At 65.0% G+C, this 12,831-nt stretch carries 9 protein-coding genes; 4 read left to right on the top strand and 5 right to left on the bottom strand.

The window, feature by feature from the left end; genetic code table 11:
- The 4 genes from kdpB (at nt 1) to IF103_RS15635 (ending at nt 6,118) form a co-directional block, all read left to right on the top strand.
- On the top strand, nt 1–2,055 hold the full coding sequence (gene kdpB, locus IF103_RS15650) for a potassium-transporting ATPase subunit KdpB (protein ID WP_023381327.1): 2,055 nt from the start codon (nt 1–3) through the stop codon (nt 2,053–2,055).
- Nucleotides 2,056–2,065: 10 nt separating this feature from the next.
- Nucleotides 2,066–2,617: a potassium-transporting ATPase subunit KdpC gene (gene kdpC / locus IF103_RS15645; RefSeq protein WP_023381326.1), complete on the top strand. Its 552-nt coding sequence runs from the start codon at nt 2,066–2,068 to the stop codon at nt 2,615–2,617.
- Between the two features lie 154 nt (nt 2,618–2,771).
- Nucleotides 2,772–5,426, top strand: a complete 2,655-nt coding sequence (locus tag IF103_RS15640; protein ID WP_023381325.1) for a DUF4118 domain-containing protein — start codon at nt 2,772–2,774, stop codon at nt 5,424–5,426.
- Nucleotides 5,423–6,118, top strand: coding sequence for a response regulator (locus IF103_RS15635; protein WP_023381324.1), 696 nt, complete (start codon nt 5,423–5,425; stop codon nt 6,116–6,118). The genes IF103_RS15640 and IF103_RS15635 overlap by 4 nt, the downstream gene beginning before the upstream one ends.
- Nucleotides 6,119–6,251: 133 nt before the next feature.
- Here IF103_RS15635 and IF103_RS15630 read toward each other — a convergent pair whose 3' ends face one another.
- From IF103_RS15630 to IF103_RS15610, 5 genes are read right to left on the bottom strand one after another with little or no spacing between them, the layout of a single operon-like run.
- A complete protein-coding gene (locus IF103_RS15630; protein WP_202675463.1) occupies nt 6,252–7,748 on the bottom strand; it encodes an efflux transporter outer membrane subunit in 1,497 nt (498 codons plus the stop codon).
- Nucleotides 7,749–7,760: 12 nt separating this feature from the next.
- Entirely contained in the window at nt 7,761–8,876 is a 1,116-nt protein-coding gene (locus tag IF103_RS15625; protein WP_023381322.1) for an ABC transporter permease, read from the bottom strand.
- A gap of 1 nt (nt 8,877) precedes the next feature.
- The gene (locus IF103_RS15620; RefSeq protein ID WP_023381321.1) at nt 8,878–10,011 is read right to left on the bottom strand and encodes an ABC transporter permease; all 1,134 of its coding nucleotides are present in this window, start codon (nt 10,009–10,011) and stop codon (nt 8,878–8,880) included.
- On the bottom strand, nt 10,008–11,768 hold the full coding sequence (locus IF103_RS15615) for an ATP-binding cassette domain-containing protein (RefSeq protein WP_023381320.1): 1,761 nt from the start codon (nt 11,766–11,768) through the stop codon (nt 10,008–10,010). Before IF103_RS15615 ends, IF103_RS15620 begins: the two co-directional genes overlap by 4 nt.
- Entirely contained in the window at nt 11,768–12,790 is a 1,023-nt protein-coding gene (locus IF103_RS15610) for an HlyD family secretion protein (RefSeq protein WP_023381319.1), read from the bottom strand. Before IF103_RS15610 ends, IF103_RS15615 begins: the two co-directional genes overlap by 1 nt.
- Between the last annotated feature and the right edge of the window lie 41 nt (nt 12,791–12,831).

The raw sequence follows: 12,831 nt of genomic DNA, 5'->3' as shown, positions 1-12,831 counted from the left end.
ATGAACATGCCCATTCCCGAAGTGAAAGCCCACTCCAGCGCCAAGGACCAGACCCGTTTCGCCGCACTCTGGCGCCCGGCCATGGTGCAGGCCTTCGTCAAACTCGACCCGCGTCAACTCAAGCGTTCACCGGTGATGCTGGTCGTGGCCCTCACGGCTGTGCTCACCACTGTGCTGTGCTTTGCACCGGGCAGTGGCGTGAGCACCAGCGTGGCGGTGCAGATTGCCCTGTGGCTGTGGTTCACCGTGTTGTTCGCCAACTTTGCCGAAGCCCTGGCCGAAGGGCGCGGCAAGGCCCGCGCCGACAGCCTCAAGGCCGGCAGCCAGGGCCTTACCGCGCAGCGCCGCACCCGCCAAGGCGGCTTCGAGACCGTGCCTGCCTCGCAGTTGCGCAAGGACGATGTGGTCAAGGTGGTGGCCGGTGAATTGATCCCCGGCGACGGCGAAGTGCTCGAGGGCATTGCAGCGGTCAACGAGGCGGCCATTACTGGCGAGTCGGCCCCGGTGATCAGAGAGTCCGGTGGCGACCGATCGGCCGTCACCGGCAACACCCGCCTGGTATCCGACTGGCTGCTGATCCGCATCACCAGCAACCCTGGCGAGTCGACCCTGGACCGCATGATTGCCCTGGTTGAAGGTGCCAAGCGGCAGAAGACGCCCAACGAGATCGCGTTGGATATTCTGTTGATCGGCCTGACCCTGATCTTCCTGATCGTGGTCGTGACCTTGCAGCCGTTCGCCCACTTCGCAGGCGGTAGCCTGCCGCTGATCTTCCTCGCAGCGTTGTTGGTGACACTGATCCCCACCACTATCGGCGGACTGCTATCGGCCATCGGCATCGCTGGCATGGACCGCCTGGTGCGGCTCAATGTCATCGCTCGCTCGGGCCGCGCCGTGGAGGCGGCCGGTGATGTGCACACCCTGATGCTCGACAAGACCGGCACCATCACCTTCGGCAATCGTCGTTGCAGTGCGCTGCACAGTGCGCCGGGGGTCACGGCCAAGGAGTTGGGGGAGGGCGCGTTGCTGGCATCGTTGGCCGATGATACTGCCGAGGGCAAGTCGATCGTCGAGTACCTGCGTCAATTGCACGCGTTCATTGAACCAAGCGCCCAGCAGCTGGTACCCATTGCCTTCAGCGCAGAGACGCGGCTTTCCGGTGTCGATTTTCAGCAGCGTCACTACCGCAAGGGCGCGGTCGATGCGGTGCTGGCCTTCGTCGGCATGCAGCGACTGGAGATGCCGCCGGCACTGGCCCGTGAAGTCGAACGCATCGCTCAGAGCGGCGGTACGCCCCTGCTGGTGTGTGTCGACAAGCGCTTGCTGGGCGTGATCCACCTCAAGGATGTGGTCAAGCCCGGCATTCGCGAGCGCTTCGCTGAGCTGCGCAAGCTGGGTATCCGCACGGTGATGGTCACCGGCGACAACCCGCTGACCGCTGCTGCCATCGCCGCCGAAGCCGGGGTGGACGATGTGCTGGCTGAAGCCACGCCCGAGAAGAAGCTGGCGCGCATTCGCCAGGAACAGAACGACGGGCGTCTGGTCGCCATGTGCGGTGACGGCGCCAATGATGCACCGGCGCTGGCCCAGGCAGATGTGGGCATGGCCATGAACGATGGTACCCAGGCGGCGCGTGAGGCGGCCAACATGGTCGATCTGGACAGCGACCCGACCAAGCTGCTGGACGTGGTCCAGGTGGGCAAGGAGTTGCTGGTCACGCGCGGGGCGCTCACCACCTTCTCCATCGCCAACGACGTGGCCAAGTACTTCGCCATTCTGCCGGCGCTGTTCGCCGCCATCTACCCGCAGCTGGGCGTGCTCAACCTGATGCACCTGGCCAGCCCGCAGAGCGCGATTCTGTCGGCGATCGTCTTCAACGCGCTGATCATCATCGCGCTGATTCCCTTGGCCTTGCGCGGTGTGCGTGTGCAGGCAGCGAACGCGGCCCAGTTGCTGCGACGCAACCTGCTGATCTACGGCCTGGGCGGGATCATCGTGCCGTTTGCCGGGATCAAGCTGATCGACATGTTGCTCAATGCATTGCATCTGGTCTGAGGAGGCCGACATGAACACCTATCTGCGCCCGGCATTGAGCCTGGCCTTGTTGATGACCCTGGTCACCGGCGCGTTGTACCCCTTGGCGGTAACCGGCATAGCCCAGGTCGCGTTTCCCGAGCAGGCCAACGGCAGCCTGGTGCGTGACGACCATGGCCAGGTGCGTGGCTCGGCATTGATCGCCCAGGACTTCCAGGGTGATGGCTGGTTTCACTCGCGTCCGTCGGCCGGTGCCTATGCCACCGTGGCCAGCAGTGCGAGCAATCTTTCCCCCAGCAATCCGGCATTGGCCGAACGGGTGAAAGGGGAGGCGGCAGCGCTCTACCAACCTGGGCAGGGGGGCGTACCCCAGGCGTTGCTGACCACCTCGGGCAGCGGCCTGGACCCGCACCTGCCGCCTGAGGCCGTGGCCTACCAGATCGCGCGCGTGGCGGCAGCCCGGCAGATGTCAGTCGAGCGCTTGCAAGCCTTGGTGGAAGAGGCCACCCTGCAGCCACTGATCGGCCCCCCTGTGGTCAATGTGCTGGCCCTGAACCGGGCGCTTGGCAGTATTGGTCACTGACTCAAGGCCGGTTACCAGCAAAGGCCTGTGGGGGCGGGTTTGCCCGCGAAGGGTGCGGTGAGCTCACCGACGTATTCGCGGGTGAACCCGTTCCTGCACGTGCCATGCCGATCTTGCGGCCCGTGTTTTCTGCACAGCAGATGAAGGATGACTCATGAGTGATTCCGCCCGCGCAGACGCGCTGTTGGCCAACCTGCCGCGTGAAGGGCGCGGCAGGCTCAAGGTGTTTCTCGGTGCCGCGCCTGGGGTGGGCAAGACCTACGCCATGCTGCAAGCCGCTCACGCCCAGCAACGCCAAGGCGTGCAGGTGCTGGCCGGGGTGGTCGAGACCCATGGCCGGGCCGAGACCGAAGCCTTGCTCGGCGGCATGCTCCAGCAACCCTTGCTGCGCAGCGAGTACCGTGGCGTCACGTTGGAGGAAATGGACCTCGACGGACTGCTCAAGGCATCCCCGTCCTTGGCCCTGGTCGATGAGTTGGCCCACACCAATGCGCCTGGCAGCCGCCACGCCAAGCGCTGGCAGGATGTCCAGGAACTGTTGGCCGCCGGGATCGACGTCTACACCACGGTCAACGTCCAGCACCTGGAAAGCCTGAATGACAAAGTGCGTGACATCACCGGCGTGCAGGTGCGCGAGACCTTGCCCGACTGGGTACTGCAGGAGGCCTTCGAGCTGGTGCTGATCGACCTGCCGCCCCGCGACCTGCTCGCCCGTCTGCGTGAGGGCAAGGTGTATGTGCCCGAGCAGGCGCGGGCGGCCATCGATGCCTACTTCTCCCAGACCAACCTCACGGCCCTGCGCGAACTGGCCATGCAGACGGCGGCTGCGCAGGTGGATGCCGACCTGGCCCACGGCTACCGCCAGCGTGGCCAGGAGGCACCGGCCTTGCGTGGGCGTTTGCTGGTCGGGGTCGACGGTGACGATCAGGCCGAGCGTCTGGTGCGCCATGCCTGTCGGGTGGCCCAGCGCCGACACCTGCCCTGGAGCCTGGTGCATGTGGACAATGGCCGGTTGCTCGACGAAACCGCCCGTCATCGCCTGCAGGCTGCGCAGCAGCTTGCCGAGCGGCTGGGAGGCGAAGTGGTGGTGTTGCGGGCCGGGGAGGTGGCGCGCACGCTGATCCAGCATGCTGCCGAACGCAGGGCCAGTCTGGTGCTGGTCGGGCAGTCGCGTGATCGCCTGCGGCGGCGCTTGTTCGGCGCCGGGGTGGCGGCTCGGTTGCTGCGTGAAAGCCATGGGTTGGAAGTCAACGTGCTCGACCGCGATGCCCAACCCGCCACACCCAGCATGTCGGTCAAGCGCGTTTGGGTGTGGCGCCATTATCTGCTGGCCGTGCTGGCGACTGCGTTGGCGGCAAGTCTGTCCTGGGCGGTGGCCGGCGTGTTGGCATTGCCCAATATTTCCTTGGTGTTCCTGGCCGCGGTGTTGCTGGTGGCCGTACGCAGCAGCCTTGGGCCAGCCCTGGCCTGTGCGGCGTTGTCGTTCCTGACCTACGACTTTCTGTTCATACCGCCGAACTTCTCCTTCACCATCCAGCGCGAGGAAGACGTGCTGACGCTGGTGTTCTTCCTGCTGATGGCCGCCCTGACCGGCAATCTCGCAGCGCGGCAACGCCAGCAGTTGCAGGCCCTGCGCGAGACTCAGGCGCAGACCAGCCAGTTGCTCGACCTTTCTCGACGGTTGACCGTGGCTACCGACCGTCAGGCGGTATTCAATGCAGCGGGCCAGCATTTGAACGGTTTGCAGGACATGCAGGTATGCCTGCTCGAGCGCAATGCAGAGGGCCTGTTGCATCGGGTCAGTGGCGAGGCGCAAGCCCTCACCGACAACGAACGGGCCGCTGCCGAGTGGGCCTGGCAACACGGCCAGGCTGCCGGCCATGGCAGCGATACCTTGCCCCATGGGCGCTGGTGGTGGTGGCCGTTGGCGGTTGATGAGCAGCCGCTGGCGCTGCTTGGCGTGCGGCCGCACTCCGGCGAGCCGCTCAGCGCCCAGCGCCGTCGCCTGCTGATGGCCTTGGGGCAACCTTTGGCCCAGGCCCTGGCCCGGGCGCGGCTGGCCGAGCAACTGGAAGCGGCGCGCCTGCATGGCGAAACCGAGCAGTTGCGCAGTGCCTTGCTGGCATCGGTATCCCATGACCTGCGTACACCGCTGACCGCCATGCGCGGCAGCATCGACAGCCTGCTGGCATTGGGCGAGGCCATTGCGCCCGCTGATCGGCGTGAGTTGCTCGAAGGCACGCGCAACGAGGCCGAACGCCTGGACCGTTACATCCAGAACCTGCTCGACATGACCCGCCTGGGCCATGGTGGGCTGAAGCTTGCTCGCGACTGGGTGGCACCGGCGGACATCGTCGGCAGTGCGCTGAACCGCCTGCGCGCCGTGCTGGCGCCGTTGCGCGTGCACACCGAGGTGCCGGCCGCGTTGCCCTTGTTGTTCGTGCATGCGGCATTGATCGAACAGGCCCTGGTCAATGTGCTGGAGAACGCCGCCCGCTTTTCGCCGGCGCAGGGACGGCTGGAACTGGAGGTGTCCGTGCACGACCAGCAACTGCACTTCGCGGTAAGCGACCAGGGGCCTGGCATTCCGGTGGCGGAGCGGGACAAGATCTTCGACATGTTCTACACCGCTGCCCGGGGGGATCGGGGCGGGCAGGGCACGGGGCTTGGGTTGGCCATCTGCCAAGGCATGGTCGGCGCCCACGGCGGGCAAATCCTGGTCAGCGAAGGCATCGATGGCCAGGGCACCTGCATCACATTATGCTTGCCGCTGCCCGATCAACCTGAAGCCGAAAGCGAAGCCCCATGAGCCAGCACGCGACCCTCCTGGTCATCGACGACGAACCGCAGATCCGCAAGTTTCTGCGCATCAGCCTGGCATCCCAGGGGTACAAGGTGATCGAGGCCGCCACAGGTGCCGAGGGCCTGACGCAGGCCGCCCTGGCCAAGCCGGACTTGGTGGTGCTCGACCTTGGTTTGCCAGACATGGACGGCCAGCACGTGCTGCGTGAGCTGCGTGAGTGGAGCTCGGTGCCGGTAATGGTGTTGTCGGTGCGCGCCAGTGAAGTTCAGAAAGTGGATGCGCTCGATGGTGGTGCCAACGACTATGTGACCAAGCCCTTCGGTATCCAGGAGTTCCTGGCACGCATCCGCGCCCTGCTGCGTCAGGCGCCACAGGCCAGTGGCGGGGAGGCATTGGCGAGCTTCGGGCCGTTGACGGTCGACTTTGCCTTTCGCAAGGTGACCCTGGACGGTGTCGAGGTGGCGCTGACCCGCAAGGAATATGCGCTGCTGGCGCAACTGGCCGGGCATCCTGGGCGGGTGATCACCCAGCAGCAGTTGCTCAAGGATATCTGGGGGCCGACCCATGTGGACGATACCCACTACCTGCGGATCGTGGTGGGGCACCTGCGGCAGAAACTGGGCGATGACCCGACGGCGCCGAGGTTCATCATTACCGAGGCGGGGGTGGGGTATCGGTTGGTGGCGCCGGCTGGATAAGCCCAGGGTGCTGGCGCATCGCGAGCAAGGCTCGCTCCTACAGCGGTTCGCGGCGGCTGCACACCTTACTGACTCAGATCAGACGTAGGAGCGAGCCTTGCTCGCGATGCGCCGCGCAGGCGGCGCTTGTCCATCATTGCTGCACCTCGCGCGCACCCACTGGAGCACCACCCCCCAGAGCCTTGTACAACGCCACAAGGCCCAGGCGTAACTGGTTGTCACTGTCCACCACATCTCGGCGCGCCTGCAGATAGTTGCGTTGGGCGTCGAGCGCTACCAGAAAGTCAGTCAGTCCACCGGCATAGCGTGCCTTGGCCATGTCATAGGCTTGCCCGGCGCTGCCCAGGCGTGCCTTGAGCTGGTCGTTGCGCTGGCGTTCGGCGCCATAACTGCTCAGCGCATCATCCACCTCCTGCCAGGCCTTGAGTACCGTCTGCTGGTAGTTGACCGCTGCCTGCTGTTGTTCGAGCGTGCGCAAAGTGACTTGAGCGCGGCGCCGACCATTGTCGAAAATCGGCACGCTCAAGCTCGGCCCTACCGCCCACTGGCGGCTGCCCCAGTCAGAAAACTTGCCGCTTTCGAACGAGGAATACCCAAAGCTGGCACCCAGGCGGATGCTTGGATACAACTCGGCGACCGCCACCCCTATGTTGGCCGTTGCCGCGTGAAGCTGGGCTTCGGCGGCGCGGATATCCGGGCGTTTGCGCGCCACGTCCGAGGGCAGCCCAGGGTTCAGGTCGGGTAGGGTGGGAGGCGTGGCTGTAGGTAGCAGCAACTGAGCCTGCAGTTCGCCCGGTTGCGCGCCGACCAGCACGCCCAGTTGGTTGATGGCCTGGGTCTGCGCCGCCTGCAGTGAGGGCAGGGTGGCACTCAGTTGTTCGAGTTGAGCGCGTTGACGGACCAGGTCGAAATCGTCGACCAGGCCGCCGTCGGCGCGGGCTTTCACCAGTTCGAGCGACTCCTCGGTGGCTCGCAGGTCTTGCTCGGTGACGCCGATCAACTGTTGCACCCTACGCAATTCGAAATACCCGCGCGCCACTTCGCTGGCCACCACCAGCCGTGCCTGCTCAAGCAAAGCGCGCTGCTGCTCGACACGGGCGTCCGCGGCCTCGACGGAGCGGCGTACCCGGCCCCAGAAATCGACCTCCCAGGATGCGTCGAAGCCTGCTTCATAAAGGGTGAATGGTTGCGCCAGGGCCTTGGTCAGCTCGTCGCTGTTGCCCGGTGCGAAGCTGTCGATCATCTTCGCGCTGGCACCGCGCTCACTCTGACGCTGGCGCTGGATGTCGGCCCTGCCGTCGACGTTCACGCCACGCTGCGCCGCGACCATCTGCCGTTGCATGCGCGCTTGTGCAAAGCGCAGGGCGGCGTTGGTCAGGTCCGGACTGGCGGCAATGGCGCGCCGCTGCAGGTAGTTCAGCGTCGGGTCGGCAAACTGGGTCCACCATTGCGTCGCAATGGCCTGGTTGGCCGAGCCCGTGTTCAGGAGCGTGGGGTCACCGCTATGGGCCGCGTGCCAGTCGCTTGGGGTAACCGGCTGCGGCGCTTGGTAGTCAGGCCCGACCGCGCTGCAGGCCATCAGGGCCAGTAGCAACGGCGTGAGGCAAAAGGCGTTGAGCGGCGACGACATTGCAGCCTCCGTTTAAGCGAGTCGATTGCGGAACAGCCAGGCAGACAGCGGCAGAGTGACGGCGGCTACGGCGAGCATGGGGACCAGGTCGTGTGCCACGTCGAACAGGCTGACGCCTTCGAGATAAATGCGTTGAATCAGGTCGATGGCAAAGCGCAGGGGATTGATCCAGGTGGCCAGTTGCATGGCGTCGGGCATGTTGCGCACCGGCGTGGCCAGGCCCGACAGCAGCATGATCGGCATGATCAGCACGAAGGTATAGAGCATGGCCTGCTGCATGTTCAGCGATATCGCCGAAATCGACATGCCCAGGCCGACGCTGGAGATCATGAACACCAGCAGGCCTCCGTACAGGTCGAGCAGGGAGCCGGCCATGGGAATGCGGAACCAGAACAGCGCCATCAATAGCACCAACGAGGCTTGCACCAGGCCGATGAGAATGGGCGGTATGGCTTTGCCGATCATGATCTCCATCGGCGAGTAGGGGGTGACCAGCAATTGGTCGAACGTGCCCTGCTCACGTTCGCGCGCCACCGACAAGGCGGTGAGCACCAGTGTCTGCAGCATGCTCAGCGAAGCAATCAACGCCGGAATGAGCGGCCAACGGGTTTCCAGGTTGGGGTTGTACCAGGCGCGGGTAACCACGTTGATCGGTGCTTGCGCCAGACCGCGTTCTCGGTTGAAGTCGTTCACGATGCTGGCAAGGCCCGCTGCGGCGGAGCCTGCGGTGGTCGAGTTACGGCCGTCGAGTATCACCTGCAGCGGTGCGGTTTCTCCTCGGGTAAGGCGGGCCTCGAAATCAGGTGGGATGTGCACCACCAGCAATGCCTCTTGCGCATCGATCACCTCGGCGATGTCGCGGCTGGAGTTGAGGGTCTGCACGCGGTGGAAGATGCCGCTGCCGTCCAGGCGGCTGGCCAGGCGCTGGGACGACTCGCTGTGGCTATGGTCGAGCAGTGCGTAGGGCACGTCGTTGAGATCGAAGGTCACGGCATAGCCGAACAGCAGGCTCTGCATGAGCACCGGTGCGATCAGTACGATGCGGTTTGCCGGGTCTTTGAAAATCACCAGCAGTTCCTTGCGCCACAGGTTGACCAGGCGACGCAGCAGTTCCAGGAACGTGGCCATGTCAATCGAGCCTCTTGCGCGTGGCCAGGCGCGCCAGCCCCAGCAAGGCCACGGCGTAACCGGTGAGAATCAAGCTGTTGCGCAGGATCAATGGCCAGAAGTCGCCGGCCAGGAACAGCGACTTCACCACTTGCATGAAGTAGGTGGCGGGCAGCAGGTTTCCGACTACCTGCACGGCGGTGGGTACGTTGCGCAGGTCGAAGATGAAGCCTGATAGCATCATCGCCGGCAGGAAGCTGACGAGCAGGGAAATCTGGCTGGCCAGGAACTGGTTCTTGGTGACCGCCGAAATCAGCAGGCCGATCCCCAGTGCCACGAGCAGGTACAGCATCGAGCAGATCACCAGCGCCCACAGCGAACCATACATCGGCACATCGAATAGAAAACGCGCTGCCAGCAGGCACAACCCCAGGCCGATCAGGCCGACGACGAAGCAGGGAATGACCTTGGCCAGGAGAATCTCCGCAGCCCGCACGGGCGTCACGAACAACGCTTCCAGGGTGCCGCGCTCCCATTCGCGGGCCATCACCAGCGCGGTGAGAAAAGCCCCCACCAGCGTCATGATCAATACGATCAACCCCGGCACGAGGTACCAGGTACTGGTGTTGGCGGCATTGAACCACATGCGTTGCTCGATCTGCACTCCACCAGCCTGCAAGCCGCCGTTGCGCGAACTCTGCTTCTGGCCCCACAAGGCCAGGGCCTGGTTCAGGTAGTTGCTGACCCCCGAAGCACGCGTCGCGTCTGAGCCTTGTACCAGCACCAGTACCTGGGCGTTGCCCGCCTGCAGGCGACGGCTGAAATCGCCCGGCAGGTACACCAGGGCATCGACTTCACGCGAAGCCAGCCATTGCCTGCCTTGCTCGAAGGACTTCACAGGCCGCGGTTCCAGGTAGGCCGAATGGCTGATGCTGGCCAGCAGGTCGTGGGCTTGCGGCGCAGGGTCATCCTGCACCACCGCGACCACGCTGTGACGCACGTCCAGCGACAGTCCGTAGCCGAAGATGAGAATCAGCACGATGGGCAAGCCAATGCCGATCAACAGATTGCTTTTGTCACGCAGCATCTGCCGCACTTCCTTGCGGGTCAGTGACACCAGTCGGCGGCAGAAGGCACCGAGCGTCGCGGTGCTCATGCCGGCGTCACCTGCTGTTGCTGGCGCTCCTGCTCGACGATGGCGATGAAGGCCTGTTCCATGTTCAGCGTGCTGCCCTTGCCTGCGGCCTGCTCGCGGACTTCCTGCGGCGTGCCCATGGCGATCAGCTTGCCAGCGTCCTGGATGACGATGCGGTCGCAGTACTCCGCCTCTTCCATGAAGTGGGTGGTGATGATGATCGTGGTGCCGGCAGCCGCCAGTGCCGTGATGCGTTGCCAGAAACCTCGGCGGGCGAGGGGGTCGGCGCCGCTGGTGGGCTCGTCGAGAAAGAGGATTTCCGGCTCGTGAAGCAGGCCCACGGCCATGGCCAGGCGTTGCTTGAAGCCGCCAGGCAGTTGGCCGCTGGGGTCGCTCTCGTGTCCGGACAAGTCGAATTGCTGGGCGACTTCGTCCATGCGCCGCTGCAACTGCTTGCCGGGCAACCCATAGGCGCCGCCGAAGAACTCAAGGTTCTCGCGGACCGAGAGGTTGCCGTACAGGGAGAATTTCTGCGACACATAGCCCACCCGGCGGCGAGCCTTCGCCCGTGCATGGCGCAGATTGACGCCGGCCACCTGCAGGCTGCCCGACGAGGCGGGCAGCAGGCCGCAGAGCATGCGGAAGGTGGTGGTCTTGCCAGCGCCATTGGGCCCCAGCAGGCCGAAGATCTCACCCCGGCGCACACTGAAACTGGTGCTGGCCACGGCGGTGAAGTCGCCGAACGTGCGCACCAGGTCCTTCACTTCGATGGCCGGTTCGCTGCTGTGTGGGTCGCTCGGGGCACTGGTCTTGAGTGTTTCCATGTCGACGTGCTCGGCATCGCTGCGTGCACGCAGCAGGAACATGAAGCCATCTTCCAGCCTGGCCTCCACCGGGCGTACCGGAGCGCCGCCCAGCAGCGTGTCGAGTGTCTGCTGGTCGGCATCAGGCTGGCGCATGAAACGCACCTCACCCGATTGCGGCACCGCATCGATGATGGTGTGCGTGTTGCCCAGCAGACGGGCCTGCAGGGTGCGCGCCGGCTGCCCGGCGGGCGGTGTGGCGAGGTAGCAAAGGCCATCGGCGTGGCGGCGGATGTCCTGTGGCATGCCTTGGGCCAGCAGTTCACCCTGGTGCAGCATGTACACTTCCGAGCAGCGCTCGGCTTCGTCCAGGTAGGAGGTGCTGAGCAGTACGCTGAGGTTCTCTTCCCGCACCAGTTGCTGGACGATCTCCCACAGTTCACGACGTGACAGCGGGTCGACCCCCACGGTCGGCTCATCCAGCAACAGCAGTTGCGGCGACCGCACCAGGGTGCAGGCCAGGCCGAGCTTCTGCTTCATGCCACCAGACAGCTTGCCTGCTGGCCGGCGAGTGAAGTGCGTCAGGTCGGTCATCGCCAGTAGCCGCTCGAAGCGCTGCCGACGCAGGTTGGCGCCTACGCCATGGAGGTCGGCGTAGAGGTCGAGGTTCTCCTGTACGCTCAGGTCTTCATACAAGCCAAAGCGCTGCGGCATATAGCTGATCAGGTCCTGGACCTTCTGCGGGTGCGCCTTGACGTCGACGCCGAGCACGTTCAACTCCCCGCTATCGGCTTGCAACAGCCCCGCGACCAGGCGCAGGAATGTGGTTTTACCGGCGCCATCGGGCCCGACCAGGGCGGTGAGGGTGCCTTTGCGCAGTGTCAGGTCCAAGCCGTGCAATGCCTGGACGGCCTGCCCCGATGCCTTGACCAGGAACCGCCTGGCAACAGCCTTGGCCTCGATGACCAACTCCATTACCGGGCCTTCCCGTCGTTCACCAGGTCCGCCTGGGCAAATCGAACGGTTGCCGGCATTCCCAGGCGCAGGCGGTTGTCCTTATCGTCGACGATGATGCGCACCTCGTACACCAGCGCGGTGCGTAGCTCGGCGGTTTGCACGGCCTTGGGCGTGAATTCGGCAACGTCGGAAATGAACCCGACCTGCCCCTGCACGGGAGCGTCCGGGTGGCTGTCGGTCGTGACCCTGGCGGGCAGGCCCGGTCGGATGTGGCCCAGTTGCGACTCATTGATATAGGCCCGTACCCACTTTGGCGTGGTAATGGCCAGGGCATACACCGCCCGTTGCGGCGAGGCCATGTCGCCTGGTTCGAGCATGCGCGAGCGGACGGTGGCATCCTGCGGTGCACGCAGTTCGGTTTCGTCGAGGTTGTGCTGCAGCAGTGCCAGTTGCGCGCGGGCGCTTTGCAGCTGGGCCTCGGCCTGGGCGATGTCTTCGGCCCGGGGGCCAATCCTGGCCAGACGCAGGGCCTTCTGGCTGTCCTCCCACTGGGCCTGGCGCACCTTCAGTTGCGCGGCGGCATTGTCCAGGTCCTGTTGGCTCACGGCCCGTCCGCCGCTGCTGTTGGCGCGGATGGTTTGCAAGCGGCGCAACTGGGTGGCGGCGAGGTCGACCTGGGCCTTGCTGGCTGCTGCCTGGGCACTGGCGCGGTCGATGTCCTCGGGTCGGCTGCCATTGCGCAGGCGCAGGACGTTGGCCTGCTGGACGGCGACCTGGGCGTTGGCCTGGTCGATCTGCAGCTTCAACGCACGGCTATCGAGGGTAGCCAGCACCTGCCCGGCTTTGACGGTGTCGCCTTCCTCCACGCGCATTTCGCCGATGCGCTCGCTGCCGGTGAATGCCAGCGAGACCTGGCGGATATCGACGTTGCCATAGAGCACCAGGTCGCCCCCCTGGTCGCCCCGGGTGTGCACGTAGTACCACGCCCCAAAGCCCACCAGCGTTGCCGCCAACAGGGCGATGACGAGCTTTTTCTGCATGATGACGACCTGTGATCGATCACTGACATGGAGCAAGCATA

The organism is Pseudomonas sp. SK2 (assembly GCF_016772395.1).
Lineage (GTDB): Bacteria > Pseudomonadota > Gammaproteobacteria > Pseudomonadales > Pseudomonadaceae > Aquipseudomonas > Aquipseudomonas taiwanensis.
The sequence above is the reverse complement of the archived record's forward strand: the minus strand, read 5'-3'. Positions and strand labels throughout refer to the sequence as shown.

Excerpts from the sequence above, each read along its gene's own strand:
- kdpB (WP_023381327.1), top strand. The coding sequence starts at position 1 with ATGAACATGCCCATTCCCGAAGTGAAAGCCCACTCCAGCGCCAAGGAC.
- kdpC (WP_023381326.1), top strand. The coding sequence starts at position 2,066 with ATGAACACCTATCTGCGCCCGGCATTGAGCCTGGCCTTGTTGATGACC.
- IF103_RS15640 (WP_023381325.1), top strand. The coding sequence starts at position 2,772 with ATGAGTGATTCCGCCCGCGCAGACGCGCTGTTGGCCAACCTGCCGCGT.
- IF103_RS15635 (WP_023381324.1), top strand. The coding sequence starts at position 5,423 with ATGAGCCAGCACGCGACCCTCCTGGTCATCGACGACGAACCGCAGATC.
- IF103_RS15630 (WP_202675463.1), bottom strand. The coding sequence starts at position 7,748 with ATGTCGTCGCCGCTCAACGCCTTTTGCCTCACGCCGTTGCTACTGGCC.
- IF103_RS15625 (WP_023381322.1), bottom strand. The coding sequence starts at position 8,876 with ATGGCCACGTTCCTGGAACTGCTGCGTCGCCTGGTCAACCTGTGGCGC.
- IF103_RS15620 (WP_023381321.1), bottom strand. The coding sequence starts at position 10,011 with ATGAGCACCGCGACGCTCGGTGCCTTCTGCCGCCGACTGGTGTCACTG.
- IF103_RS15615 (WP_023381320.1), bottom strand. The coding sequence starts at position 11,768 with ATGGAGTTGGTCATCGAGGCCAAGGCTGTTGCCAGGCGGTTCCTGGTC.
- IF103_RS15610 (WP_023381319.1), bottom strand. The coding sequence starts at position 12,790 with ATGCAGAAAAAGCTCGTCATCGCCCTGTTGGCGGCAACGCTGGTGGGC.